Source organism: Achromobacter sp. 10T422 (assembly GCF_056394065.1).
This window is the reverse complement of record NZ_JBFTHD010000005.1, coordinates 267118-293382: the sequence shown is the minus strand read 5'-3', so window position 1 is coordinate 293382 and position 26265 is coordinate 267118. Positions and strand designations below refer to the sequence as shown.

General features: G+C 65.2%; 27 protein-coding genes. 16 read left to right on the top strand and 11 right to left on the bottom strand.

The window, feature by feature from the left end; genetic code table 11:
• The first annotated feature begins 55 nt into the window (after positions 1-55).
• Genes AC1DB0_RS14945 through AC1DB0_RS14915 form a run of 7 tightly spaced genes read left to right on the top strand, consistent with a single transcriptional unit; the run spans position 56 to position 7814 of the window.
• A complete protein-coding gene (locus AC1DB0_RS14945) occupies positions 56-826 on the top strand; it encodes an enoyl-CoA hydratase/isomerase family protein (protein ID WP_054426611.1) in 771 nt (256 codons plus the stop codon).
• Position 827: 1 nt separating this feature from the next.
• The gene (locus AC1DB0_RS14940) at positions 828-2966 is read left to right on the top strand and encodes an acetate--CoA ligase family protein (RefSeq protein ID WP_476757221.1); all 2139 of its coding nucleotides are present in this window, start codon (positions 828-830) and stop codon (positions 2964-2966) included.
• Positions 2967-2975: 9 nt separating this feature from the next.
• A complete protein-coding gene (locus AC1DB0_RS14935; protein ID WP_476757220.1) occupies positions 2976-4181 on the top strand; it encodes an acyl-CoA dehydrogenase family protein in 1206 nt (401 codons plus the stop codon).
• Positions 4178-5122, top strand: a complete 945-nt coding sequence (locus AC1DB0_RS14930; protein WP_476757219.1) for an acyl-CoA dehydrogenase family protein — start codon at positions 4178-4180, stop codon at positions 5120-5122. Before AC1DB0_RS14935 ends, AC1DB0_RS14930 begins: the two co-directional genes overlap by 4 nt.
• Before the next feature lie 9 nt (positions 5123-5131).
• Positions 5132-5890, top strand: coding sequence for an SDR family NAD(P)-dependent oxidoreductase (locus AC1DB0_RS14925; RefSeq protein WP_476757218.1), 759 nt, complete (start codon positions 5132-5134; stop codon positions 5888-5890).
• Entirely contained in the window at positions 5890-7074 is a 1185-nt protein-coding gene (locus AC1DB0_RS14920) for an SDR family NAD(P)-dependent oxidoreductase (RefSeq protein WP_476757217.1), read from the top strand. The genes AC1DB0_RS14925 and AC1DB0_RS14920 overlap by 1 nt, the downstream gene beginning before the upstream one ends.
• A complete protein-coding gene (locus AC1DB0_RS14915; RefSeq protein ID WP_476757216.1) occupies positions 7062-7814 on the top strand; it encodes a carboxymuconolactone decarboxylase family protein in 753 nt (250 codons plus the stop codon). Before AC1DB0_RS14920 ends, AC1DB0_RS14915 begins: the two co-directional genes overlap by 13 nt.
• A 4-nt stretch (positions 7815-7818) precedes the next feature.
• Here the strand turns inward: AC1DB0_RS14915 and AC1DB0_RS14910 are convergent, their stop codons facing one another.
• Together AC1DB0_RS14910 and AC1DB0_RS14905 are read right to left on the bottom strand one after the other, a co-directional pair.
• Complete coding sequence (locus tag AC1DB0_RS14910; RefSeq protein ID WP_342067819.1) at positions 7819-8175, bottom strand: hypothetical protein; 357 nt, start codon at positions 8173-8175, stop codon at positions 7819-7821.
• Positions 8176-8310: 135 nt separating this feature from the next.
• A complete protein-coding gene (locus AC1DB0_RS14905) occupies positions 8311-9216 on the bottom strand; it encodes an aldose epimerase family protein (protein WP_175171799.1) in 906 nt (301 codons plus the stop codon).
• Between the two features lie 137 nt (positions 9217-9353).
• Here AC1DB0_RS14905 and AC1DB0_RS14900 point away from each other — a divergent pair, with 137 nt between their 5' ends.
• From AC1DB0_RS14900 to AC1DB0_RS14885, 4 genes are all read left to right on the top strand, one after another.
• On the top strand, positions 9354-10127 hold the full coding sequence (locus AC1DB0_RS14900; RefSeq protein WP_476757215.1) for a hypothetical protein: 774 nt from the start codon (positions 9354-9356) through the stop codon (positions 10125-10127).
• Between the two features lie 119 nt (positions 10128-10246).
• A complete protein-coding gene (gene mutS, locus AC1DB0_RS14895) occupies positions 10247-12901 on the top strand; it encodes a DNA mismatch repair protein MutS (RefSeq protein WP_254600769.1) in 2655 nt (884 codons plus the stop codon).
• Positions 12898-14091: a ribosomal protein uL16 3-hydroxylase gene (locus tag AC1DB0_RS14890; protein ID WP_476757214.1), complete on the top strand. Its 1194-nt coding sequence runs from the start codon at positions 12898-12900 to the stop codon at positions 14089-14091. Before mutS ends, AC1DB0_RS14890 begins: the two co-directional genes overlap by 4 nt.
• Positions 14092-14308: 217 nt before the next feature.
• Positions 14309-14536: an endopeptidase gene (locus AC1DB0_RS14885; protein WP_082387197.1), complete on the top strand. Its 228-nt coding sequence runs from the start codon at positions 14309-14311 to the stop codon at positions 14534-14536.
• Between the two features lie 123 nt (positions 14537-14659).
• Here AC1DB0_RS14885 and bamC read toward each other — a convergent pair whose 3' ends face one another.
• From bamC to AC1DB0_RS14865, 4 genes are all read right to left on the bottom strand, one after another.
• Positions 14660-15784: an outer membrane protein assembly factor BamC gene (gene bamC, locus AC1DB0_RS14880; RefSeq protein ID WP_054426624.1), complete on the bottom strand. Its 1125-nt coding sequence runs from the start codon at positions 15782-15784 to the stop codon at positions 14660-14662.
• A 17-nt stretch (positions 15785-15801) separates the two neighbouring features.
• Positions 15802-16707: a 4-hydroxy-tetrahydrodipicolinate synthase gene (gene dapA, locus AC1DB0_RS14875; protein WP_175171806.1), complete on the bottom strand. Its 906-nt coding sequence runs from the start codon at positions 16705-16707 to the stop codon at positions 15802-15804.
• Between the two features lie 87 nt (positions 16708-16794).
• Positions 16795-17442, bottom strand: a complete 648-nt coding sequence (locus AC1DB0_RS14870) for a site-2 protease family protein (RefSeq protein WP_054426626.1) — start codon at positions 17440-17442, stop codon at positions 16795-16797.
• Positions 17443-17514: 72 nt separating this feature from the next.
• The gene (locus tag AC1DB0_RS14865; RefSeq protein ID WP_054426627.1) at positions 17515-18141 is read right to left on the bottom strand and encodes an L-threonylcarbamoyladenylate synthase; all 627 of its coding nucleotides are present in this window, start codon (positions 18139-18141) and stop codon (positions 17515-17517) included.
• 86 nt (positions 18142-18227) lie between these two features.
• Between AC1DB0_RS14865 and ypfJ the strand changes: the two genes are divergently transcribed.
• The 3 genes from ypfJ to AC1DB0_RS14850 all read left to right on the top strand — a co-directional run bounded on the left by ypfJ (position 18228) and on the right by AC1DB0_RS14850 (position 20564).
• Positions 18228-19082 carry a KPN_02809 family neutral zinc metallopeptidase gene (gene ypfJ / locus AC1DB0_RS14860; protein WP_054426628.1) on the top strand — a complete coding sequence of 285 codons (855 nt, stop codon included), beginning with the start codon at positions 18228-18230 and terminating at the stop codon, positions 19080-19082.
• A 184-nt stretch (positions 19083-19266) separates the two neighbouring features.
• Positions 19267-19803, top strand: a complete 537-nt coding sequence (locus AC1DB0_RS14855; protein WP_054426629.1) for a hypothetical protein — start codon at positions 19267-19269, stop codon at positions 19801-19803.
• Positions 19800-20564 carry a DUF1828 domain-containing protein gene (locus AC1DB0_RS14850; RefSeq protein ID WP_054426630.1) on the top strand — a complete coding sequence of 255 codons (765 nt, stop codon included), beginning with the start codon at positions 19800-19802 and terminating at the stop codon, positions 20562-20564. The genes AC1DB0_RS14855 and AC1DB0_RS14850 overlap by 4 nt, the downstream gene beginning before the upstream one ends.
• Positions 20565-20670: 106 nt before the next feature.
• On the opposite strand, the gene AC1DB0_RS14845 is transcribed toward AC1DB0_RS14850, so the two are convergent.
• From AC1DB0_RS14845 to AC1DB0_RS14835, 3 genes are all read right to left on the bottom strand, one after another.
• Positions 20671-20943, bottom strand: a complete 273-nt coding sequence (locus AC1DB0_RS14845; RefSeq protein WP_082387210.1) for a hypothetical protein — start codon at positions 20941-20943, stop codon at positions 20671-20673.
• 222 nt (positions 20944-21165) lie between these two features.
• Positions 21166-21783 carry an N-acetyltransferase gene (locus tag AC1DB0_RS14840; RefSeq protein ID WP_427945744.1) on the bottom strand — a complete coding sequence of 206 codons (618 nt, stop codon included), beginning with the start codon at positions 21781-21783 and terminating at the stop codon, positions 21166-21168.
• A gap of 131 nt (positions 21784-21914) precedes the next feature.
• The gene (locus AC1DB0_RS14835; RefSeq protein ID WP_447982190.1) at positions 21915-22664 is read right to left on the bottom strand and encodes an ArsR/SmtB family transcription factor; all 750 of its coding nucleotides are present in this window, start codon (positions 22662-22664) and stop codon (positions 21915-21917) included.
• 86 nt (positions 22665-22750) lie between these two features.
• Here AC1DB0_RS14835 and AC1DB0_RS14830 point away from each other — a divergent pair, with 86 nt between their 5' ends.
• Positions 22751-24058: an MFS transporter gene (locus AC1DB0_RS14830; RefSeq protein ID WP_454669439.1), complete on the top strand. Its 1308-nt coding sequence runs from the start codon at positions 22751-22753 to the stop codon at positions 24056-24058.
• Here the strand turns inward: AC1DB0_RS14830 and AC1DB0_RS14825 are convergent.
• Entirely contained in the window at positions 24018-24650 is a 633-nt protein-coding gene (locus AC1DB0_RS14825) for an FMN-binding negative transcriptional regulator (RefSeq protein WP_054426752.1), read from the bottom strand. The genes AC1DB0_RS14830 and AC1DB0_RS14825 overlap by 41 nt on opposite strands.
• A gap of 111 nt (positions 24651-24761) precedes the next feature.
• A complete protein-coding gene (locus tag AC1DB0_RS14820) occupies positions 24762-24956 on the bottom strand; it encodes a hypothetical protein (protein ID WP_054426635.1) in 195 nt (64 codons plus the stop codon).
• A gap of 210 nt (positions 24957-25166) precedes the next feature.
• On the opposite strand from AC1DB0_RS14820, the gene AC1DB0_RS14815 reads away from it, so the two are divergent.
• Complete coding sequence (locus AC1DB0_RS14815) at positions 25167-25856, top strand: DUF3313 domain-containing protein (RefSeq protein ID WP_476757213.1); 690 nt, start codon at positions 25167-25169, stop codon at positions 25854-25856.
• The last annotated feature ends 409 nt before the right edge of the window (positions 25857-26265 follow it).

Below are 26265 nucleotides of genomic sequence, written 5' to 3'. Positions count from 1 at the left end.
CCCTGCGCCCCTCTGCTTTTTCCCCCGCATTTTCTACCTTCAACAAGGTGACGGCATGAGCGAATCGACCGTCACGCTGGACGTCAATGAGGGCGTTGCGCTCGTCACGCTGAACAGCCCGCCCGTCAATGCGCTGAACCGCGCCATGCGCCGCCGCATTGTGGCGATCTTCGATGAAATCTCCGAACGCGACGACATCCGCTGCGCCGTACTGACCGGCCATGGCAAGGTCTTCTGCGCGGGGGCCGACTTGAAAGACCGCCCCAACGCCGACATCGCGGGAGACTTTCTTGAACACAACCGCATCACGCGCGAAACCGGCAACGCCATCAAGGAATGCGCCAAACCGGTAATTGCCGCCGTCAACGGTGCGGCGCTCGGCGCGGGACTGGGCCTGATGGCGGCGTGCGACATCATGTACGCGTCCGACAACGCCACCTTCGGCATGCCCGAAATCAATGTCGGCCTGGCGGGCGGCGCGTCCATGTTGCGCACGCTGGTAGGCCGGTCGACCCTGCGCCGCATGTTCTTCACCGGCCAGCGTCTGAGCGCCCACGATCTTCTGCGCCGCAACGTGCTGGAAGAAGTGCTGCCGCCCGACCAACTGCTGCCTGCCGCGCTGGCGTTGGCGCATGAGATCGCATCCAAAGCGCCGCTGGCTGTGCTCTACGCCAAGCGTGCGGCCAATATGGTCGACCTGATGCCGCAGCGCGATGCCTACCGCTTCGAGCAGGACTTCACCATGGCGCTCGCCAAGACGGAAGACGCCCGGGAAGCGCGCATGGCCTTCCTGGAAAAGCGCCAGCCGCAGTTCAAGGGGCGCTGAGATGGCGGCTCTGGCACAAGCACTTCCCGCCGGCGCGGGGCTGTCTCCGTTTTTCAAGGCGGCGAGCATCGCCATCGTGGGCGCTTCGGATGACATCACCAAGATCGGCGGCCGGCCGGTGCATATGCTGATCAAGCACGGCTATGCCGGCGCGGTCTATCCCATCAACCCCAAGGGCGGCGTCATTCAAGGGCTGCCTGCCTATGCTTCCGTGCGCGACACACCCGCCGCGCCCGAGCTCGCAATTCTGGCCGTACCCGCCAGCGCCACGCCCGCCGCATTGCGCGACTGCGCGGCACGCGGCACCAAAGCGGCCATTGTGCTGTCGGCAGGCTTCACGGAAGCGGGCCCGGCGGGCGCCGCGCTGCAAGCCGAGCTGGTGGCTATCGCGCGCGAACACGGCATGCGCGTGCTGGGGCCGAACTGCCTGGGCGCGGTCAATGTGGCCGACCGCTTGATTGGCTCGTTTTCCATCGCGCTGGAAGAACACATGCCGCCCGCCGGCCATGCGGGCATCGTGTCGCAGTCGGGCAATGTGGGCAGCCACACCATGCAAAGCGTGGCGCGGCGCGGCATGGGCGTCAGCCGTTTCATTGCCACCGGCAACGAGGCCGACGTCGACGTGGCCGACGGCATCGCCGCGCTGGCCGAAGACCCGGACACGCGCATCATCTTGTGCTGCATGGAAACCTGCCGCGACGCCGCCAAGCTGATCAGCGCCCTGCAACGGGCGCGCGAACTCGGCAAGCCGGTCATCGTGTTGAAAATCGGCTCTACCGAAAAAGGCCAGCAGGCGGCCGCCTCCCACACCGGTGCGCTGACGGGTTCGGATGCCGTGATCGACGCCGTCTTCCGCCGCCACGGCGTGTTGCGCGTGCGCTCGGTGGAAGCGCTGATCGACATCGGCCACGCCGCGTCCTTGCTCATGCCGACCCGCTTGCCGCACAACAATGCCGTGACGCTGGTCGCAGCGTCTGGCGGCTTCGGCATCATGATGGCCGACGCCATGAGCGAAGCCGGCCTGGCCCTGCCCGCCTTGGCGCCGCTGACGCAACAACGCATCCTGGATGCCGTGCCCACCGCCAGCACCGGCAACCCGGTCGACGCGTCGGCGCAAATGTCGAGCCGGCCAGACATTTTGCTGAAGATGCTGACCGCCTTGCTGGACGACCCGTCCGACAGCGCGCTGGTGCTGTTCATGTCGCTGTCGCTGTACAACACGCGCTTGCGCGGCATCTATCTGGAAGCGCTGGCGCAGGTTCGCGCGAGCCATCCCGGCCGCCTGTTGATGATCATCAGCCAGGGGCCGGCCGACGCCATCGAGCAGATCAACGCGCTAGGTATTCCGGTGTTCTCCAGCATCGACGCCGCGGCGACGGGCCTGGCGGGCCTGGCACGGCTTGGGCAATTGCGTGCGGCCAACGCGCCCCAACGCGCACTGCCCGCCGCCGAACCTGTCGACCCCATCGTCTTCCAGAACGAATTCCACGCCAAGCAGGCGCTGGGCAAGGTGGGCATTGATGTGCCGAACGAAGTGATCGCGGGCGATGCCGACGCCGCCGTGCGCGCCGCCGACGCCATCGGCTACCCCGTTGTGTTGAAGATTGCGTCGGAAGATATAGCGCACAAGACCGAGGCCGGCGGCGTGATGCTGAACGTGGCCAACGCCCATGCCGTGCGCGACGCGCATGCGCGCATCCTGGTCAACGTCGCGCGGCATGCCCCCGCCGCCCGCATCGATGGCGTGCTGGTGGCGCCGATGCTGCAAGGCGGCACGGAGATGATCGCGGGCGTGTCGCAAGACCCGGTCTTTGGGCCGATCGTCATGGTGGGCATGGGCGGCATCTATGCCGAAGTGCTGAACGACGTGGCGGTGCAAGCCGCCCCCATCACCGAAGACGAGGCGCTGGCGATGATCCGGTCGTTGAAGATGTTCCCGATTCTGGACGGCGCACGCGGACAGGCCAAGGCCGATATCACGGCGGCGGCGCGCAGCGTGGCGCGCTTGTCGGAGTTCGCGTTTCGGCATCGCGACGACGTATCCGACATCGACATGAACCCCATTCTGGTGCGGCCGCAAGGCCAAGGCGTGGTCGTGCTCGACGCGCTGATGATCCCGCGCGCCGCGCCCGCTCTGTAAGGACCAAGCATGCAATTCGAACAACAGGTGGCGGTCCCAGACCCGTCCGCCGGGCCAGCGGCCTATCGTCAACATGCGCGCACCTGGCTGCGCGCCAATCTGCCCGACTTCATGCGCGCCGACAGCCTGAACTGGCGCGCCGCCACGCTGGCCGAAAGCAGCATGTGGGAAGCGGCGATGCATCAGGCGGGGTTGGCTGGCATGACCTGGCCCAAGGCCTATGGCGGCCACGGCCTGACGCTGCGCGAACATCTGGCGGTGAACAAAGAAATCGGCGCGCTGCCCATGCCCGAAAGCGTGAGCTCGATCGGCAAAGAGATCGCCGGCCCCATCATCATGGCTGTGGGCAGCGAGGCGCAGAAGCAAACGTTTCTGCCCGACATCCTGACGATGCGGCAGTACTGGTGCCAGGGCTTTTCGGAACCCGACGCGGGCTCGGACCTGGCGCGTCTGCGCACCAAGGCCGTGCAGGAAGGCGAACACTGGCGCATCAACGGCCAGAAGATCTGGACCAGCGGCGCGGCCAAGGCGCACTACTGCCTGCTGCTGACGCGCACCGGCACCGTTGCCGACAAGCACCGTGGCCTGCTGATGTTTGCCGTGCCCATGGATACGCCGGGCATCCGCGTGGTGCCAATCAAATCCATCGACGGCAAGGAATCGTTTGCCGAAGTGTTCTTCGACGACGTCGTCGTGCCTGACAGTGCGCGCCTGGGTGCGCCGGACGAAGGCTGGAACGCCGCCATCCGGGTGCTGTCGATCGAGCGCGCCACCAACCGCATGTACCGCCCGTGGCGCTTCGAATGCGAACTGCGCCAGCTGATCGCGGCGTGCAAATCCGACTCCCAGCTGGCCCCCTCTCTGGACGACGGCTACGTGCAACGCCGCGTGGGCGATCTGGTGAGCGAGATCGACGGTTTGAAGGGCCTGGTCGAACTCACGGTGGAACGCATGCTGCGCGGCGAATCACTCGGCGCGCGCGGCTCGCTGACGAAGCTGTATTGGTCGGAATGCCACCAGGCCTTCGCCAGCCTGGCGCTATCGATGTTGTCGCCCGTGGGCCCGCACTCCAGCCCCGTGGCGCAGCGTGCGCACAAGGCCTTTACCAACGCGTATCTGTTCTCGCGCGCTGAAACGATTTACGCCGGCACCACCGAGGTGCAGCTGGATGTGATCGCGCAGCGCGTGATGAATCTTCCCAAGGACCTGACATGAGTAGCGAAGAACTGCGGCCGGAAGAATTCGCACAGGCCGCCGACGCGGCCATTACCGATGCGCTATCGCACAACGACCCGCACGATCAGGCGGCCGTGCTGGCCCAAGCCGGTCTGTGCGGCGTGATGGCGGATGAGGCCGATGGCGGCCTGGGGTTGGATCTGGCCTTTGCCTTGCCCATCGCGCATGCCGCGGGCCGATTGCAATTGCCCTTGCCGTTGGCCGAACAGATGCTGCTGGCCCGGGCTTTTGCCGGCACGCCGCAAGCCGCGGCATTGGCGGCCGGCGAACGGCTCGCTGGCATTGCCTGGCAAGGCACGCTGCAATCAGGCAGCGTCCGTTTGGACCACGGCCCGGCCGACTGGGTGCTGGTGGCCGATGACAACGGCGCGGCGCTGGTGGACGTGAGCGCGGCAACGTGCGACGCGCAGGCCGCGCTTGACCCCGACCATCCGCAACGCTGGCTGACGCTGGAAGGCGCGCCGGTGCTGGCCCGGCTGGATACGGCGGCTTTCGAAGCGGTTCGGCGGCAGGCGCAGCTGTTGCTGGCCGAGTTCGCAAACGGCGCTGCCGAAGGTGCGCTGCAAATGGCGGCCAGCTATATGGCGACGCGCGTGCAGTTTGGGCGGCCGCTGTCGGCCAAGCAGGCGGTGCGCCACTTGCTCGCACGCATGCGCTTGCTGCAAGACGTGTCCAGCGCCTCCATCCGCCGCGCCATGCACGCGGACGAATTCGGGGCGCCACGCGACACCCGCCCCGCGCTGGCGGGCGCTATCGCCCATGCCGCCTTCGTCATCGAAAAGGCCATCCATCTGCACGGCGGCATGGGCTTCACCTGGGAGCTGCCCTTGCACCCTGCGCTGCGCGCGGTGCGCAAGCTGGATGCGGCGTTCAACGGCTTGTCGCGCCAGACCGGCCGCGATTTCATTCAATCGGTGTAGGAAGAAACCATGCAACAAGATCTGGCTGGGCGCGTTGCGCTCGTCACGGGCGCCGGGGCCGGCATCGGCCGCGCCACGGCCCGCGCACTTGCCGCGCGCGGCGCCATCGTCGGCGTGAATGATTTGAAGCAGGAACTGGTGGACGCCACCGTCGCCGACATCACGGCATCGGGCGGCCAAGCGTTTGCAGTGGTGCAGAACGTGGCGTCGCGTGAAGGCATCGCGCAAGCGGTGCGCCAGGCCGCCGAACACGGCTCGCGCTTTGACATCCTGGTCAACAACGCGGCGTGGGTCCGCTACCAAAGCGCGGCCGAGATTCAGGCAGACACCATGGACCGCATGCTGGACATCGGCTTCAAGGCGGTGATCTGGGGCATCCAGGCTGCCGCCGAAGCGATGGACCCCGAACGTGGCGGCTCCATCGTCAACGTGGCCTCCACCGCCGCGTTGAAATCCGCGCCCAGTTCGATGGTGTATTCGGGCATCAAGGCGGGCGTGCTGGGCATCACCCGCGCGGCCGCAGCCGAGCTGGGCGGGCGTGGCATCCGCGTGAATGCCGTGTGCCCATCGGCCGTACCCACGGAAGGCACGCAGCGCAACCGCAACGCCGAGCGCGATGCGCGCCGTATCGCCAGCACGCCGATGGGGCGGCTGGGCACCGTGGAAGACGTGGCCAGTGGCATCGCTTTCCTGGCCAGCGACGAAGCGCGCTTCATCACCGCGCAGGCGCTGGTGGTGGATGGCGGCATCACGTTCACCACGCTCTGATGGACACCGTCCTGTTGACGGGCGCCGCCAGCGGCATCGGCCGCGCCACGGCCTGGCGGCTGGCCCGTGAACGCCAGCGCTGCGTGCTGGTGGATCGCAATGCCGCGGCGCTTGAAGCGCTGCTGACGGCGCTGCGGTCGGAGGGCGCGGCCGTGGATCATCTTGCCCGCGTGGCGGACTTGACTGATCCTGACCAGATTCACGCGCTGGCCGATGGCCTGCCCCCGCTTGACGCCATCATCAACAACGCGGGCATGACGGACGCCAGCAATCTGCCTGCCGTCGCACAAGCCGATGACAACTGGCAGCGGCTGCTGGACCTGAACCTGCATGCGCCCGCACGGCTGCTGCGCGCCCTGCACGGACGGCTGACGCGGCATGCGCGCATCGTCAATGTGGCCTCCGGCGCGGGGCAGCGTGCGATTCCCATGCGCGGCGCGTACAGCCCCAGCAAGGCCGGACTGATCGCGCAGACTCAAGCCTTGGCGCGGGCGCACCCGGAACTGCGCGTCAGCGTGCTGTGTCCGGGATTCGTGCAGACAGAGCTGGTCGACGGATTGATCGCATCCGGCCGCCTGGACCCCGTGTGCGCGGTCGCCAAGATTCCGTTGGGCCGGTTGGCCGCCCCCGAGGAAATCGCCTGCGCGCTGGCGTTTCTGGCCAGCGACCACGCAGCGCTTGTCTCGGGCGGCCGCTTGTCCGTCGATGGCGGATCGTCGGTGTTCGGCGGCAGCCAGGCCTATGCCCCCAGCGCCATCGCCCCGGCGTCTTGTGATACGCCGTTGTCGTTGACCGTGCATGGCCACTGGCCGGCGCTACGCAGTACGCAGGTGACCGACGGCTACCCCGCTGTCATTGACGTCACGGTGCTGAATAGCCCGCCCGGCGCGCGCCTGGCCGCCACATTGGCCGCCGCCCGCCGCCATGGCGCCGGCGATGCGCCCGGCAGCCTGACGCTGCTCTTGCCGCGCGCCGCCGATACCGATTGGGAACACGCGGGGGACGACGCCGCCGCACGCATGTTGATCGCCACGCTTGCCTGCGAATGGGGCCCGCGCGCGCGCCGCATCAACGCCGTCGAAGTGGCTTCGGCGGAGCCGAACGCTGCGCTATCGCCGCTGCTGCGCTTCGTGGCGGGCGCCCAAGCGCAATACCTGACCGGGCAAACGCTATGCACGCGCTAGAGGATCTAGACGCCATCAAATCGCGCTTCATCGCCGCACGGGGCTATTGGCGGCCGTGGACCGAGGCACTGCTGTACGCCAACCCTGCGTTTCTGTCGCGCTACGCGGACTACGCGGGGTATCCGGCGCAAACCGGCCCGTTGACTCCCCGCATGGTCGAGCTGGTTTATGTGGCGCTGGACGCCTCGGCCACGCATCTGTACGAGCCCGGTCTGACGACCCATCTGCGCATGGCGCGCGAGGCCGGCGCCAGCCAAGCCGATGTGTTCGACGTGCTGCATTGCGTGACCGTGCAAGGCCTGAGCGCCGTCCTGCAAGCGGCCGACGTGCTGCATGACGCGGCCGCGCCATCGCCTTTGGCTGCGGAAGATCCGCTACACCATCGCATCCACGTGCTATGGCCGGAACAGGCGCCAAGCCTGCTGCGCCTGGCGGCGCAAGACCCCGGCTATGTTTCGGTGCTGTTGGACTTTGTTGAAGGCGGCGCGCCAGCCGGTGGCTTGACTCCCGCCGAGCGGCTGTTGGTGCGCATCGCGCTGCACGCCTGCTTCACGCAGGCAGACGGGCAGACGTTGCACACGCTGATCCCGCATGCGCTGGCCCAAGGTGTGGCGCGTGCCGAGATCCTGCAAGTGATTCAGCTGGGCGCGCATCTGGCGGTGCATGGCGCGTCATTGGGCGCGACGGCTTACGCAAAAATGGCCGGTAGCGTTGCGCCACCGGCGGGCCGCCCCGCTTGACCCGTCAGGCCTGCCCTTCGCGCTTGGCGCGAGCGTGCGGGTCGTTGATTTCGGATTCCAGTTCGGCGATGAGCCAATCGAACCACCCCTTTTCGGTACGGGCGTACACCACGGCGGCGGGCGTCTTGCCATCGCGCCAGCCGGCCTGATGCGTATCCATCCACGACGCCAGGCTCTTGTGCGGCGCCAGCAGGCCCGACAACCACGTCCACAGATACTCCGGCACATTGCGCCGAAAACCCTTTGCGCTGGCGTAGAGCGTGGGCTCCAGCGGCAGGCTGCCCGAGCGGGCCAGCTTCGTCTGCACCCGGCGCAGCGTTTCAGCCGCGGCCTGCAATTGTTCGGTGCTGAGCTTTTTCACGTGAGGACTCCTGGATTGGGGTTGCCGGATTATCGCCGGAGGAAGCCGGCCTTTCAAAGCGCCGCGTTCAGCCATGTCAGCCGCTTCGGCCGTTCAGCCATTCCGCCATGCAGCGGCTTCGGCCTTTCAGTCGCTTCAGCGTTTGGCCCGAGGCGGCGTCAGCGCCATCAAGGCCGTTGCCGCAAAGCGCGCCCCCGGTTCCAGCACCTGCATCCCCGTGCGAGTCTCACCCGCCGCCGCCAGATTGAACGCGTCCGCCACGTTGGTGACCGGCTCCACGCACAGAAAATCCGACCCCGGCGCCGTATAAATGACGACGTGCGCAAACGCCGGGTCCGCGTGCAGCGCCAGCTCGTGGCCGTCGGCCCAAGAGAGCGTGGCGCGCCCTTCCCATTGCGACAGATAGGTATCGCAGCCTTCGGCCGACCGGCGCACTTCACGCACATGCTTGACCTTGCTGCCCGTGGGCAACCCGTTCGCGTCCGCCGGCCACAGACGGCGCGCATTCAGCGCCACGCGCTCGGCGGTGAAGTACGGATGAATGCCCAGCCCGCAAGGCATGGGTGAATCGCCCTGGTTGATCAGGCTGAGCGACAGGCTCAAACCGCGCGCATCCAGCCGATAGCGCTGCACGCACTCAAACGGCCAGGGCCAGCCCAACACGCCCGCCGGCTGGCTCAGCACCAGGTCGACACTGTCCGCCGTGTGATTGCGCACCTGCCAGGGCTGAAACAGCCCCGAGCCATGAATGGCCTGCGGCCGGCCCGGCACGGACTGAAGCTCATGGCGCGCGCCATTGAACGTGAACACGCCGTCGCGAATCCGGTTGGAATACGGCGCCAACGGGTAAGACCCCGCGCGCGGCCACTTGCCGGCCGGCCACTCGGTGGCGGTCAGCGGCACAATCCAATCATGCGACCCCGTCGACAATCGGGTCAGCCGCCCCCCGCCCCCCGGCGCAAATTCCGCCTGGTGCGCCCCGCTGGCAATGGTTAAGCGCTCGACCGCATTCACGGGGTCGGCGAAAGGAAATTCCGGCATCTGCTGCTCCCGCGGCCAACACGGGGCCGCGTCGTGCGATTGTGCCGGTAAAGTAAAGCCCTTGCATAATTTGACCCACGCTTTCCCCCGTCCGTTGCCCCCCGTCCGTTGCCCCCTATACCCGCCCGCGCATGCCAATGACCGTTGACGACATTTACCTGATCACCCCTAAGTTGTCGCTCGCTCGCCCCGGCGACGTCGACGCCTTGAAACCCTGGCTGGGCGCCGACCTGCCCGGCGGCTACGCCCGCTTCGTCACCTTGCTCGGGCAGGGCACGTACTGCGGACGGCTGATGGTGTGGATGCCGGCGCAGATCCTTGCCGATTGCGAATCTGAACGCGAGTTCATCCGTGAGTACTTCGACGATTTCTGGGGGGATGACGGCACGATCACTATGGAAGAAGCGGCGCGGGGCGTGCCGTTTGCCAGCACGGTCGATGGCGACAAGGTCTTGTACAGCGTCGATCGCCGGCAGATCTTCGTGCTTCCCCGGCACGGCCAGGAGGTGATCTGGATGCCGCAGGGCGCGGACGATCCGCGGGATTGGGGGTTGCGCAACCGCGAAGATAAACACGCCGAAAGCGAATGGCGATACTTCGATTCGCACGTGGATCGCGGCATCATCGAGCTTTTCTCGTCCGGCAGCTTCGCTATCCACGATATGGCGGAACGGATCGCCGCGCGTTTTCCCCCCGCGCACCAGATCGATGCCCCGTGGGGCGCCCGTCTATTCCTGCCCGGCATCCATGGCATGGCCCAACTGACACAAGCCCCCGGCGACAAGCGCGTTGGCGTGCGGCTGGAGTTTGACCTCGCAGCGGCGGCCCAGTTGCAACCCTTGTTGGGCGAACTGGCGAACCTGGGTTTCCGGGAGACCTGGCGCTTCCCGTCGCTTAAGGGTCACGATTAGGCGAAGAAAGGGGGACCGGGCTCACTGATAGCGGCCGCGCTCAGTGAAATGATCAACAAGCGCCAAAACCATCCCGCCCTGCCCCGCACGCCCTCGCCCGCCCCGATACAATCACGGGCATGAATTCAGCAACACAACCCACCGCCGCCGACGCCCACGCGGGCCATACCCCGATGATGCAACAATACCTCCGCTTAAAAGCGGAGGCTGGCCCCTTGCTGCTCTTCTACCGCATGGGTGACTTCTATGAAATGTTCTATGAAGACGCGGAACGCGGCGCGCGTCTGCTCAACCTGACGCTGACCAAGCGCGGTTCGTCCAACGGCATCCCGATTCCGATGGCCGGCCTGCCCGTGCACGCCATGGAGCAGTACCTGGCCCGGCTGGTCGCGCTGGGCGAATCCATTGCCATCTGCGAGCAGATTGGCGACCCGGCCACGTCCAAGGGCCCGGTCGAACGCCGTATCGTGCGTATCGTCACACCGGGCACGCTGACCGACGACGCCCTGCTGCCCGCCAAGGCCGACCGCGCACTTGCCGCCGTGTTCGTCAGCGGCAACGCCCGCGCGCCACGCGCCGGGCTGGCCTGGCTGAACTTGGCCAGCGGCGAGTTCCGAGTCACCGAATGCGCGCCGGCTCAATTGGAATCAGAACTGCATCGCGTCGCGCCGGCCGAGATCATCTGCGCCGACAGCGCCGAATTTGATTTCCCGTTCGATGGCGCCCGCGCCCGGGTGCCTGATTGGCACTTCGAAAGCGATGGCGCACGTGCGCACCTGCTGGCCCACTTCAAGACCGACACGCTGGCCGGCTTTGACATCGAAGACATGCCAGCGGGCATTTGCGCGGCGGGCGCGCTGCTGCGCTACGCAGCGCGCACCCAGTCGCAGGCCTTGGCCCACGTGCAAAGCCTGTCGGCCGAGCGCCCGGGGCAGTACGTGCTGCTGGACCCGGTCACCCGCCGCAACCTTGAACTGACGCAAACGCTGGCCGGCGAAGATTCGCCCACGCTGTTTTCGTTGCTGGACGGTTGCCGCACGCCGATGGGCAGCCGCCTGTTGCGCCGCTGGCTGCATCACCCCTTGCGTGAAAACGATCAAGCGCTGGCGCGCCAGCAAGCCATTTCGGCCCTGCTGGCTGGCCGCATGGATGTCGAGCAGACGTTCGGCTCTGCCGGTCTGCTGGAAGCGCTGCGCAGCGCCCTGAACGCGTTCCCCGACATCGAACGCATCGCCGCCCGCCTGGCGTTGCGCTCAGTGCGCCCGCGTGAACTGGCCAGCCTGCGCGATGCGCTGGAATCTCTGCCGGCCTTGCGCGATCTGCTCGAACCCATGGCCGCATCGCCGCGTCTGGGCGAGCTGATCTCGCATCTGTCGGTAGACCCGGCGCTGGCCGCGCTGCTGATGCGCGCGATTGCGCCGGAACCCGCCGTGGCCATCCGCGACGGCGGCGTGCTGGCCGCAGGGTTTGACGCCGAGCTGGACGAGCTGCGCGGCCTGGCCGCCGACGGTGGCGACTTCCTGCTGCAACTGGAAGCCCGCGAACGCGAACGCACCGGCATCAGCAACCTGCGCGTGGAATTCAACCGCGTGCACGGGTTCTATATCGAAGTCAGCAAGGGCCAGACGGCCAAGGTGCCGGAAGACTACCGCCGCCGCCAGACGCTGAAGAACGCCGAACGCTACATCACGCCCGAGCTCAAGACCTGGGAAGACAAGGTGCTGTCGGCGCAAGACCGTTCGCTGGCCCGCGAAAAATGGCTGTTTGAACAACTGCTGGATGTGCTGGCCGAACACGTGCGCCCGCTGTCTGATTGCGCGGCTGCCCTTGCCGAGCTGGACACGCTGGCCGCCCTGGCCGATCACGCGCGCCGCCACGACTGGATCGCGCCTGACTTGTCGGAACAGGCTGACATCGACATCGACGCTGGCCGCCATCCCGTCGTGGAACATGCCATCGAACGCTTCACGCCCAATGGCTGCCGGCTGGACCCGGCGCGCCGCATGCTGCTGATCACCGGCCCGAACATGGGCGGTAAATCGACGTACATGCGGCAGGTGGCGCTGATTGTGCTGCTGGCGCGCATCGGCAGCTTTGTGCCGGCGGCGCGCGCGCGCATTGGCAAGATCGACCGCATCTTCACCCGCATCGGTGCGGCCGACGATCTGGCCGGCGGGCGCTCGACCTTCATGATGGAAATGACGGAAGCCGCCGCCATCCTGTCGGCCAGCACGCCCAACAGCCTGGTGCTGATGGACGAAATCGGCCGCGGCACGTCCACCTACGACGGCCTGGCGCTGGCCTGGGCCATTGCCTGCCGCCTGCTGGCGCACAACCGCGCGCTGACGCTGTTCGCCACCCACTATTTCGAACTGACCCGCCTGCCGGCCGAACAACCGGCATCCGCCAACGTGCATCTGGCCGCGGCGGAATCCGCCAGCGGCATCGTGTTCCTGCACGAAGTGCGCGAAGGCCCCGCCAGCCGCAGCTACGGGATTCAGGTGGCGCAACGCGCGGGCGTGCCTGCCGCCGTCATCCGCCAGGCCACGCGTGAACTCGAACGGCTGGAAGCGCAGGGTGCGCCCACGCCGCAGCTGGGCCTGTTCTCTGCTGCGGCCGATGCCGATGCGCAAGCCTACGCCGAGGCCGAACGTTCCGACGCCATCGACGCGCTGGACGCCTTGCGCGAAGCACTCGCCACCATCGACCCCGACAGCCTCACCCCGCGCGAAGCGCTGGATGCCCTTTACCGTTTGAAGAAACACGTTCAATGAACCTCGATCACGCGTTGCCGCTCTTGGGCAATCAAAGCCCCAACGACTTCATGCGCCGCTATTGGCAGCGCAAGCCGCTGTTGATCCGCCAGGCCATCCCTGACTTCAAGCCGCCGCTTACCATCGCCGCCATCAAGAAGCTGGCGCGCCGCGACGACGTGGAGTCGCGCCTGATCTGGCGCGAGAACGGCGAATGGCAAATGGAGAACGGCCCGTTCGCGCGTCTGCCCAAAGACAACGAAGGCGACTGGACGCTGCTGGTGCAAAGCGTGGACCTGCTCAGCGACGCCGCGTCCGAACTCATGGGGATGTTCCGATTCATTCCCGACGCGCGCCTGGACGACGTGATGATCAGCATCGCCAGCCACGGCGGCGGCGTGGGCCCCCACTTCGACAGCTATGACGTGTTCTTGCTGCAAGCCGCAGGGGAACGCGAATGGCGTTACGGCCGTCAGAAAGATCTGTCGCTTGCGCCCGACCTGCCACTGAAGATCCTCAGCAACTTTCAGCCGGAAGAAAAAGCCGTGCTGGCCCCGGGCGACATGCTGTACCTGCCGCCGCAGGCCGCGCATGACGGCATTGCGGTCGGCGACGGCTGCATGACGATTTCGATAGGTTTCCGCGCCCCCACGCAAGCCACGCTGGCGCGCGGCCTGCTTGAGGCAGCGGCTGACCAGGTGATGGCCCGCGTGGGTTTGCTGGGCGGCCCTTACGGCGAACCCGCGCTGCCCGGCCCGAAGTTGTCTGCGGTGTACCGTGACCCCGGCCAGCCAGCGGTGGACACGCCTGCGGCCCTGCCCGATGCGCTGGTCGCCGCCACGCTGGAAACGGTCGAAAAGATGCGCTTTGATGATGCGCTGGCCTCGCGTTTCCTGGGCTGCTGGCTGACCGAACCGCACAACCAGAGCGTGTTCGACGCGCCCGAAGACATGGACGTGGATCTCGAAGAAGACTGGCCTGCCGCCGGCCGGCTGGTGCTGGATCGCCGCAGCCGCATGCTGTATCGCGGCAAGCAGCTCTTCATCAACGGCGAAACCGCCATGACGCCCGCGGATGCCGCCTTGCGCCAGCTTGCGGATGCTCGCAGCCTGGATTGCGCGAACCCGGCCTGCGCGAAGCTGTCGCCAGAGGCGCGTTCATGCCTGGCGGATTGGCTGGATTCGGGGTGGATTCACTACGTGGCATCGTAGTATCCAGACACGTGCGCGTATCTGTCTCGAACAGAACGCAATCAGGTCTGATCGCAGGGACACATAAAGAAAGAGATAACACGAAGCTGAAAGGTTTGTTGCCGTTGGGATGCCACCTTTTTAACTTTCACACGCGATCGGACCGTGGGTTCCTGTAGCCTGGATTCTGGTTTCCCCTAAGGGGGTTTCAAGAGTCGTCATCTACAGGAGTCCAAAAATGATGAGCAAAACCTTGATTATTGCTTCGGTGCTGGCCGTCGCGCTCAGCGCTTGCAACAAGAAGGAAGATGCCCCGGCGCCCGCGACCAACCCCACTCCGGGTGCAAGCACGCCCGCACCCACCACCACGCCGCCGGCCACCTCGCCGGCTCCGGCCCCCACTCCTAACACCACGCCGGGTGGCGGTTCGACCACGCCGGGCGGCTCGACCACGCCCGCGTCTTAATAAAAACAGAGACGAACCCCCGCTCTGAAGACGTAAAAAAGCCCCGGCAATTCAATTGCCGGGGCTTTTTTGCGTCCTTTGAAAGCGGACAGGCCGGCATTTTAATGCCGGCCGTTTTCAGCTTTACATCTTGTCCTTCAGCACGCTCAGCAGACGCTGGGCGGTAGCGCTGCTGTCGCGCGCGCCGTTGGCGTCCAGCACCGTCACCGTGGTCTGGTCGCCCGTGGCGGCCAGGTGGATGCGGTACTGCGGCGCTTGAGCCGCCTTGTCGCCCGAGAACATGCGGCTGAAGAAGCCCGGTTGCTCGTTCTTTTCGCCGGTGTCGGTATCCACGTAGCGAACAAAGTAGTCGCCAGCGGAACGGTCGCGGTCTTCAACGGCGAAACCACCGCCGTCCAGCGCCACGCCGACGCGGCGCCATGCGCGGTCGAACGATTCGGCCACCAGCAGCGTTGCGCCTTGTGCACGGACATCTTCCTGCACGGCAGGCTTCTGCGGCGCGGCTTCCGCCTGCTGCACCAGCTTGCGGGCGTTGTCGACGTCGGAACCCAGGTAGACCATCATGCGGGCGAGCATGGCGGCGTTCAGGCCCGGATCTTCCTTGCCGTTTTGCCACTGCACTTGGCCGCCGTCGCTGCCGACGCGCTTTTCAAGCATCTGGCGATGGCTGACGAACACTTCGGTGTGACCGTTGACGCGCTCGACGCGGGTGCGGAATTTCTCGCGCTCGCCGCTATCCCAGGCCGATTCCAGCACGGCGCCCAAGGCCTGGCGCAACCAGCTTTCCGGAATTTTGGCGCGGTTTTCCGCCCAGTCGGTTTCGATCAAACCCGCACCGGGGTTGTTGCTGGCCACCGTGAAGCCGCTCTCGGTCCAGAAGTCGACCAGACGCGGGAACACGTCTTCCGGGGCACGATCAATGACGAGCCAGCGCAGGTCGCCATCACGCTCGACGCGCATGTCTTGGCGGCCGGGAAGCACATTGCTGGTCTTCGGGGCGGTGGCTTGCGCCTGGCCCTGCTGTTGGAACTGCGAATACGTCGTCGAGCCCGAGGCCGGCGCGCGGTAACGCGGATCACTGTTTGCCTGAGTCAGATCCGGCGGGATGCTCAGAGGCTCTCCACGCTGGGTGACGGCGCTCTTGTAGTTGACGGATTCTTCATTGCCCAGGAATTGATTGACCTCGCTGCAGCCGGCCAATAACACCAGAGACATCAATGCCGACAAACCGGCATGACGCTTGTTCATACGTATCCTCACGATATTTAGAGCAGACCCGTTTCCTGGAGCGCACGACGCACGATTTCGTGGTTCTGCGTTCCCAGTTCAACCAGCGGGAGCCGGTAGCCCAGTGCGCTGCGGCCCATTTCGGCCAACGCCCACTTGACGGGGATGGGATTGGCTTCAACAAACAAAGCCTTGTTCAGACGCGCCAGGTACGCATTAAGTTCACGCACCTTCGGCACATTGCCGGCCAGCGCCGCGGCGCACAGCTCATGCATGAGCTTGGGCGCCACGTTGGCGGTAACCGAGATGTTGCCACGCGCGCCCAACAGGATCAGGGCGGCGGCGGTGGGGTCATCACCGCTGAAAACCTGGAAGCTGGCAGGCGCTTCGCGCAGCAGCAAGCCACCGCGGGCGATGTCGCCGGTGGCATCCTTGATGCCGATGATGCCCGGCACCTGCGCCAGGCGCAGAACCGTTTCGTTGCTCATATCGGCAACGGTGCGGCCCGGCACGTTGTACAGGATGGTGGGCAGATCGACGGCTTCCGCGATGGTGCGGAAGTGACGGTACAAGCCTTCTTGCGACGGCTTGTTGTAATAGGGAACGACCGACAGGCCGGCCTGCGCGCCCACTGCCTTGGCGTGACGCGTCAGGTGGATGGCTTCGTCGGTGGAGTTGGCGCCCACGCCAGCGATGACCGGGATACGGCCAGCGGCATGTTCGACCGCAACACGGATCAGTTCCGCGTGCTCTTCCATGGAGACCGTGGGAGATTCCCCAGTGGTGCCCACCACCACCAGCGCATCGGTTCCTTCCTGAACGTGCCAGTCGATCAATGACCGGTAGGCAGCGTAGTCCAAGGTGCCATCGGGCTGCATGGGGGTGACCAGGGCCACCAAGCTGCCCTGGAAATTAACGCCTGCGGCGGTTGCAGGGGATGCCATAAATGTAGGGCTCCAACGCCCCACGGCAGGATGCCCCAGGGCCAGAATCAATGAAACCGCTGAGTTTAACGGATATTGGCCGAAATCCTACAGAAACCACTGGACGATAGTCGTTCCAAATTCGTACACCGGGCGCATCAAAAGCCAGAGCACATCGGTAACCAGCAGGACGATGACAATCACCAGACCGTAGGGCTCAATCTTCGAGTACTGCCAGGCCAGGCGGTTGGGCAGCAGGCTGAACAGGATGCGTCCCCCATCCAGCGGCAGGATCGGCAGCAGATTCAGCGCCATCAGCACCAGATTGATATTCACGCCCGCCACGCCCATCTGGAACCAGAACGATTCCTGCATGCCGGATTCCAGCATCAGACGCAGCGAAAAGGCCCACAGAATTGCCATGAACAGGTTCGCCGCCGGCCCCGCCAGCGCCACCCAGAGCATGTCGCGCTTGGGGCGGCGCAGACGGCCGAAGTCCACCGGCACCGGTTTGGCCCAGCCGAACAGCATGCCCGGGCTGCCCAGCAGCTTGGACGCAAGCAGGATGGCGACTGGCACCAGCAGCGTGCCAATCGGGTCGATATGGCGCGCCGGATTCAGGCTGATGCGGCCAGCCTCATACGCGGTGGGGTCGCCGAACATGCGCGCAACGTAGCCGTGCGCGGCTTCGTGCAGGGTGATGGCGAAAATTACCGGTATCGCGTAAACCGCAATGGTTTGGATGATGTCATTCATGGCGAACCGGATTGTAGATGAGCCGCGTGCCGGCGGGAGCCGGCACGCAAGGTAAAACGCAAGAGGGAAAAATCAGACAAGGCCAAGCGTGGCGGGATCGCCCCGGCCTACGCGAACCACGACGGGATCATCGCTGGTGAGGTCGATGACGGTGGTGGGCGATTGCGGGCAGGCGCCCGCGTCGATGATGGCCGCCAAGTCGTGGTCGTAGCGATCGCGGATGGCTTCAGCGTCGTTCAACGCTTCCGTTTCGTCTTTGGGAATCAGGGTCGTGGACAGCAACGGCGCCCCCACTTGTTCCAGCAATCCCAGCATGACGACGTTGTCCGGCACGCGAATGCCGATGGTCTTGCGCGACGGGTGGGACACACGCCGCGGCACTTCCTTGGTGGCTTCAAGAATGAAGGTCCACGGACCCGGCGTTGCGGCTTTCAACAAGCGGTATTGCTTGTTGTCGACGCGCGCGAAATGGCCAATTTCAGCCAGATCGCGGCACAGCAAAGTGAGGTGATGTCTTTCGTCCAGGCCGCGTAGCCGGCGCAAGCCGTCCGCAGCGTCCTTATCGTCCAGCCGCGCGACTACGGCATAGCTGGAATCGGTGGGTACGGCCACAAGGCCCCCATCGTTCAGCCATTGGGCTGCCTGCTTCAGCAGGCGAGGTTGAGGATTCGCAGGATGAATAGATAAATGCAGAGCCATGGGTTTATCCTAACACTCTTGAATGCCGCCCAGCATGGCGCGGCGATGCAAAATGGCGGGAACGCCGACCCGCCCGGAGAAACAGTATGCGCCTCGATGACTCGCGCGAAAGCGACAATGTGGAAGACCGACGTGCCAGCGGTCCCCGAATCGGCGGCCGGGGAACCATCGGCATCGGTACGATAGTACTTGCCTTGGTGGCCATGTACTTTGGCGTGGACCCCAACGTGGTCTTGCAGATGGCCGAAGGCCCGCCTGAAACGCAGCAGCAAGCGCCCGCCACGCGCCCGCCCGTGAACGATCCGCAAGCGCGCTTCGTGGCCAAAGTGCTGGGCGAAACCGAAGACACCTGGAGCGCCATTTTTCAGAAAGATCTGAACCGGCAATACGTCGCGCCCAAGCTCGTGCTGTTTCGCGGCGCGACGCCCACGGCCTGCGGCACCGGCCAGACGGCGATGGGCCCCTTCTACTGCCCCGGCGACAGCAAGGTGTATATCGACCTGGCGTTCTTTGATGAATTGCAGAACCGCTTCAAGGCGCCGGGCGACTTCGCTCAGGCCTACGTGATTGCGCATGAAGTCGGCCACCACGTGCAGCACTTGCTGGGCATCTCGGACCAGGTCGACCAATTGCGCCGCCGCAATCCGGCTCAAGCCAACGCGTTGTCGGTGCGGATCGAATTGCAGGCTGATTGTTTTGCCGGCCTGTGGGCGCAGCGCGCGAATGCGGCGCGCAACATCCTGGAAGGCGGTGACGTGGAAGAAGCGTTGGCGGCAGCCACCGCCATTGGCGACGACCGTCTGCAAAAGCAGACGCAAGGCTATGCCGTGCCGGACTCGTTCACCCATGGCTCGTCGGCTCAGCGCGTGCGCTGGTTCAAGCGCGGCCTGGACAGCGGCAACATCAAGCAATGCGATACGTTCTCAGCCAGCACGTTGTAGCCGCGGGATGAAGGCGCGTTGTCCGGCTATCTTTGGGCTGTATATCCATCCAGTCAAAAGATCGACATCGTCTTCATCTTGTAAGATTACGCCCCCTCGCACTGTTTCCGCGCATGAGTCCCCTGCGCCGACGCGAGCGGCGCCGCGCACCTGAAGCGCAATTCCAAGACCCTACCTCTGTTTTATGGCCAACAAGTTCGAACCGCTAATCACCGTTGATGAGGTGCAAGAGATCCTTGCCGAACCCAAGGAAACCGTAAAGCCGATCGCCTGGGTGCCCAAGCCCGCCGCCAACAACATCCAGTGGATGGAGTTCGCCAGCGTCTGCAAGGTCAAGGGTGAAGTGCGCGACGACGTGATCTTTCGCGTGACCTACCGCGGCGCGCGCACCGTGGTGCACGGCCAGGCCACGATCTTCCTGACGGAAGCGTTCTGTGTGAGCCTTTTCGTCGGTCCGCACCGCGTGTTCGGCGTGGACACGGACGACTCCTTCCACACCAGCCTGGTGGGTGAAGGACGGCCGCAATACCGCAAGCCGCTGGCCGACCGCAGCCATGAACATATCTGGGTGGACGAAGGCGAAGGCTATGCCGAGCCCATCGTGCCCGCCCTGCACACTATCGGCGCGCTGATGCAGTACTTCCTGCCGCGAGCGAACCTGACGCTTGCCGGCGGATTTGCGCATCCCCTCAAAGGCCGCCAAATCGAATTGATCCTATGAGCACTTTTCTGGAAGCCTCCGGCTGGACTGTCCTGCCGGCCGGTGAACACGCCATTCGCGCCGTCGCCCCCATGACGTTGGGGCTGGACGGCCAGCACGCGGCCTTCTTCATCGCGCACCCGGACGACGCCACGTTCTATCTGACCGACGCCTGTGAGACCACGATGCACGCGTCCAGCTACGGCATCGACGTGGGCGCCAAGCGCATTGACATGCTGAACGAAACGCCCGGCGTCAGCCTGGCGCACTTCGACCGCGACGGCGCCATCGTTGCCTCGGGCCCCAACGAGCAGCTGCAAGAAGCGCTGTGGGACGCCGTGAAGCTGGCGATGGCCTTGTCGTTCCAATGCGCCAAGTGGATGCCGCGCTTCAGCCAGTTGCGCTTTCGCGCGCAGGTGGGACGCGCGCTTGCCGAAGGCGTGGGCGTGAACCGCATGGTCAAGGGCGCACGCGCCAAGGCCAGCAGCGGCCACACGGCCGACTTCGCGTTCGCCGTTCGTGCGGCGGGCAGCACGGCGCTGACCTACATTGAGCCGATTGCGCTGAAGGCCGGCAAGAAGATGGATTGGACGCAGGTCTACCAAACCCACGGCAAGATGTCGGACGTGAAGATGGCGAATGCGCGCCACTCACGCATGGTCATCCTGGAAGACGGCGCAACGGCTGAAGAATTCAAGAAGGCCGTGACCATTCTTGAGCAGTCCGCCACGGTGCAGACGCTGGCCAAGACGCGCGATTGGCGGGAAGTGTTTTCCGGCTAGGAAGACATCCAGGAAGGGATCACTAGGATGGGATCACTAAGACCGGATCACTAGAACGGGATCACTGAGACCGGATCACTGAGACCGGATCACTAAGACCACATCGCTAAGACGGCATGTTCGTCAGGCCGTCGACGATCTCGCGGCCATGCGATATGGCCGCGTGCACGGCCTCTCGCGGACTGTAGACGAAACCGCCTTCGGCAAAACGGGGAACCGGGTATTCGTCGCCGCCTTCCAGCACGGCGCCTGCCTGAACCACCATTATCGAGGCGATGAATACGGGGCCGCTGGGCAACGCTTGAACCTCTGCGTCCGCGCCCCGGGACACCTTGGCCGTCAGCCGGTATCCCTTGTAGATCAAGTTGTTTGGATGCACTTCGAATGCCCTCTTTCTGCGGTCGAGCATACTCCGGGCTTTCATGACAGTTCAGATATGTTTTGTAACCTGGGCAGAAAATAGAAACATTGTTGCACCGCAAGAATTACGTCCCCATTTCTCAAATCCTGAGATGCTGAAACGCGTATTTGGCGGATAGGCAAGCCTGACGCGGGCTGCGGCGCAACGCCAGGTTCGCCGCACCCGCATCGCCGCCCGGTCTTACGGGGATTTCCCTAAGTCCTGTTGCGAAATCGCATCTTCCACCGGAAGCATGGCCGTCGCCCGCATGTAGTCATCCAGCGCCCAGCCCCGCCCCAACAGGATCATTCGCGTGTGCAGATCCTCCTGAACACGGGGCGCCACCTCGCGCCCCAGATAGCGCAACTGCTTACGGCGCAGGTCCACGTAGCCCAGCTCGTAATGCCGCGCCAGCCCCATCCACAAACGATGCGCGCCGGTGGACTGGCGCGCGCCGCTGATGATGCACAGGCCCGCGTCCAGCCCCCACCGGTACACCGCCGTCGCCAGCCCCATGCCTTGATACGGCGCGGCGTACTTCGAATGCGGCGCACGCACGTAGGGGTCGGCGCGCTTGCCCACTTCGATCAGCCGGTTGAACACGGTGTAGCCCGCCACCCGGTCGCGCTGCACATCCACCACATACACGTAGTACTCGCCGTCCGCCTCGCGATAGCGAAGCACGATGCCAGGGATGTCGGTCTTGACCTCCGGCAGGGCGTGCAAGCGATCCAAAGGGCGGTTCATCCGCGCGTGTATGGCATCGAGTTCGTTCTCCACTTCTTGGGGAGCATGATTGACGTCGATGCGTAGTTCCATCACTCCGCTCATGAAACGCGAGAGCGAATGCAATGCGTGCAGTGCCAACGTAGGCAAGGCCACCTCCTGTACAGCGTTGATAAAAAAATAGCCGCATTCGCGGCTGGGAATGGATGGGTTATGGGTGTGGGCTAGGCCGCGGCATGCGTGTCTGCCGGCGTCCAGCCGTTGGCATGTTGGGCCAGGGATTGCCCATCGGGTTGGCCGAAGAACGCCGGAAACTGCCGCGCCCCCTTGCGGGTGACCGACAGCGCGCGCGAATCCAGATCCTTGGTGATCCAGCCGCGCTGCACCACCGCGTCAAGCAAGGCCGCGCCCAGCGCGCCGCCCAGGTGCGAACGGCGCTCGCTCCAGTCCAGGCACGCGCAAGCAAAGCGCCGGCGGCGTTGCCGGGCCTGCGCCACGTCCACGCCTACCTGCGCAAGCGACGCTTCGCCCAACGGCGTCAGCACGTAATCGCGGCCATCAGGCGTGAGCCATTGACGCGCGATCATGGCGTCGTGGATGCGCACGGCCAACGTGCCGGCCATGTGGTCGTAGCAGGTGCGGGCTTCGCGCAATGCAGAGGGCGTATTGGGTTTGAACGGCACGCGCTCGGCGCCGGCCACGACAAGCAACGCTTCCAGCGCGTGCGCCACTTCACCATTGGCCAGGCGGAAGTAGCGATGCTTGCCTTGCACCGCCATATCGACCAAGCCTTGCTCGCGCAAGCGCTGGAAATGGCTGCTGGCTGTGGATGCGCCAATGTCCGCCGCCGACGCCAATTCCGTCGCGGTGCGCGCGCGGCCGTCCAGCAGCAGGCATAGCATGCGCGCGCGGGCCGGGTCAGCAATGGCGCCTGCCACGGCCGAGAGATTGACGTCAGCGAACTCGGATTCCATGATTCGCTACAGACCAAAGTGTTGTGTGCAAGGCATAAGCATACTGCGACTCATCTCAAGAAAACATCCGACGCGTCTGAAAACTCATGCCTACTGCTCAACCCTTCTTCGGCTGGAAAGTCCTGGCCGCCACATTCGTCCTGGCCATCTTCGGTTGGGGAGTCGGCTTCTACGGCCCGCCGGTCTTCCTGCACGCGGTGGTGCAGCGCACCGGCTGGAGCGTGGCGCTGGTGTCCGGCGCCGTCACCCTGCATTTTCTAAGCGGCACAATCGTCGTCGCCAACCTGCCGCGCCTGTATCGCCGCGTGGGCGTGCCGCAAGCCACGTTGGGCGGCGCGGTACTGCTGGCGCTGGGTGTGGCCGGCTGGTCGCAAGCCCAGGCCCCGTGGCAACTGTATGCGGCGTCGGTGCTCAGCGGCATGGGGTGGGTGGCGCTGGGCGCCGCCGCCGTGAACGCGCTGATTGCGCCGTGGTTCGTGCGTCGCCGGCCTGCCGCGCTGGGCATGGCCTATAACGGCGCCAGCGTCGGCGGCATCGTGTTTTCACCGTTGTGGGTGTTCCTGATTGCCCAAGCCGGCTTTGCGCAGGCCGCCTTGTGGGTAGGCGTTGCGATGGTGCTCGTGATTGCGTTGCTGGCGCGTAAAGTGTTCGCCGTCACGCCGCAGCAGCTTGGCCAATTGCCCGACGGCGACACCGCCGCCACGCCCGCCGCGTCATCCGCCTCCCCCCTTCCCCGCGTCAGCAACCTGTGGCGCGACCGCGCTTTCCTGACGTTGGCGGGCGGCATGGCGCTGGGGTTGTTCGCCCAGATCGGGCTGATCGCGCATTTGCTGTCGCTGCTTGCGCCCTTGCTGGGTGCGCAGACGGCGGGCGTGGCGATGGGGCTGGCGACGGCGGCCGCCATTGCGGGCCGCACGCTAGTCGGCGCGTTGATGCCTGCGGGCGCGGATCGGCGCAAGGTGGCCTGCGTGGCCTATGCCATCCAGATCTGCGGATCGCTCACGTTGATGCTGGCCGCCGACCATGCCTGGGCGGTGTGGGTGGGCGTCGTGCTGTTTGGCTCGGGCATCGGCAATGCCACCTCGTTGCCGCCGCTGATCGCGCAAACCGAATTCGCCCGCGAAGACACCGGGCGCGTGGTGCCGCTGATTGTGGCGCTATCGCAAGGCGCCTACGCCTTCGCACCCGCCCTGTTCGGCCTGCTGCGCGCCGTGCTCGACACGACGGGGCAATCGATGATCGGCTTCCTGGCGGTAGCGGCGCTGGTGCAGGCCGCGGCCATTGTCTGCTTCATGGCCGGGCGCGGTGCGGCGGCAGCACGCGGCAACGTGCCTGATGACGCCGCGCACGCCCTCAGTCCAGCCCGCCCCGGCGCGCAACAAGACCGGCCATGACCGCGTTGCCCCCTTCGCTGGCCAGCCCTTGCGCCACGCCCTGGCGGTCGGCCAGCGTGCGGTTCTGGCTGACTTTCCACTTGCCTTCGATACGCGAAATCGGAATCTCGACGCCCACAATCGCCCGCATCTGCGCCGCAATGAAATCCGCCGGCGCCTGATCCACGCTCCACGGTTGCGTGCGCGCCTTTTCCTGGCTGTTGGTCAGCGCCTCCAACTGCGCGCGCAGCCAGGCGGGATCATCCTGAATGACAGGCGTGCCCCACACATGCACGGCCACAAAATTCCACGTAGGCACGACCTTGTGCGTCTCGGCCTTGGTGGCATACCACGACGGCGTAATGTAGGCCTGCGCGCCATGAAAAACGATCAGGCATTCCTGCCCCGCCGCCAGATGCGCCAGCTGCGGATTCGCGCGCGCCACATGCAGCCGCAGCACGCCGTGCGGGCCTTCGGGATAGAGCAGACAGGGAATATGGTTGGCCATCAGCCCGGCGTCCCCGCTGGTCATGATGACGCCCAGCGGATGGGCGCGGATGAAGTCATGCTGGACGGCAAGGTCGTCTTCACGGAAAGCGGACGGCAGATACATGGCGGGGCTGAAGTGGTCTGGAAAAATCCCAACATAACGCCTTCGTGGCCCCATGCACAGGGCCATCGAACTGCTGTTTCATGGAGCCAGCCAGTCAAGCTGCCAAGGCGGCTATCGTCGGACGCGCTCGTACGCCTGGTTCATGCGATCTCTCGCCTCGGTTTCCAGCGCATACGCGCGGTCGTAGCTTTCCAGGCACCCCGGCGTGGGGCTGGGCCACTTGATTGCGGCGATGGCTGCAGTGAGCTCGTCGCGGGCGCGCTGCCATTCCTTCACAGCGGCATACCATTCCTTGGCGGTGTCCATAGTTTCCTCCCTATGTGCACCCGTCCATCGTAGCGCCGGCATGCATGCCGCAACCGCGCGGCGCCGCAGTAATAAAGGATGATCTCCATTTCCTGACAGGGTTTACCCCGCCCGTGTGGCCGCGGAAATGTCTGCGCCGACACGCATTGCGCGGCACATAATTAGCACTGCGCTGGCGCGGACGCCGCCCCTGTCTGGAAAGGAAAAATCATGAACTTTCGATTGACCCTGGCCGCCTGTTGCATTGCCGCCGCCGCGCTGGCCGGCTGCACCAACCTGCCCCGCGCAGAAAACTATTCCACGGAACTCGGAGAATCACAGGCGCAGCTGCAACCGGACCCCGTCTGGAGCGGCGGCCGCATCTGGGTGCGCCCCACCCCGCCGATCAGCAGCCAGTACGACAAGAAGATCTTGCTGGAACCGATCACGTACATTCCCGGCGACCGGCCCGACCAGTTGGACATGAAGAACAACTCCGTCCTGCGCGAGCGCGTCCTGGCGTACATGAATGAAGCGGTGCGGCGCGAACTTTCGAAAGCAGGCTATCAATTGGTGGCGGCGCCCGCGCCACGCACAATGCGCGTGCGGGCCGCCATCACCGCCACCTTCAAGAACGACCGCGATCCGCGGGCGATGGAGTACATCCCGATTGGCTTTGTGCTCGGCCAGGGCGCCAAGGCTGCCGGCATGCGCGACGACTCCGCGCGGCTGCTGATTGAGGCGTCCGTACGCGACGCCAACACCAACGAACTGCTGGTCGCTTCGCTAGGCGCCGTCACCGGCGGCAATCTGCCCCCGGACAAAACACCCACGCCGGACGACGTGCGCGCCGCCCTTGACGATTGGGCGCATCAGGTCACCGAGCAATTCAACCGCATCTGGCTGAACGCGGGACCTTGACGGCGGCGCCCGGCGAACTTTCCGAATCTGCGTAAAATCGCGCAGCCCCAATGGCGTGCGCGGCGGACATTTGCCGTCACGCGCAGCGCGAATTTCGCGGTCAAGAAGTGGCGGCGTGCCACAAGCGGGGAACATAGTCGCCACCGCTGAGGTCAAAACGCCCAAGTTTTTTCTTAAAAATCACGATGTGATGAATATTGACGTCAACCCTCACTTACTCACAGCCACGGCTAATGCTACTGTTCCGCCTGTGCAAGGAGTACATGCAATGGATCAGAAAACGAAGCCCTGGGCCTTTCCCAAGCCTCATCCGGAAAACACCCCACGTGGTGAGCGCAATAAACAGGAGTTTGACGCTCCGCCCGAAGTCAAAAAAGCCGCGCCCAAACCGCGCGCCAAGAAAGAGCCT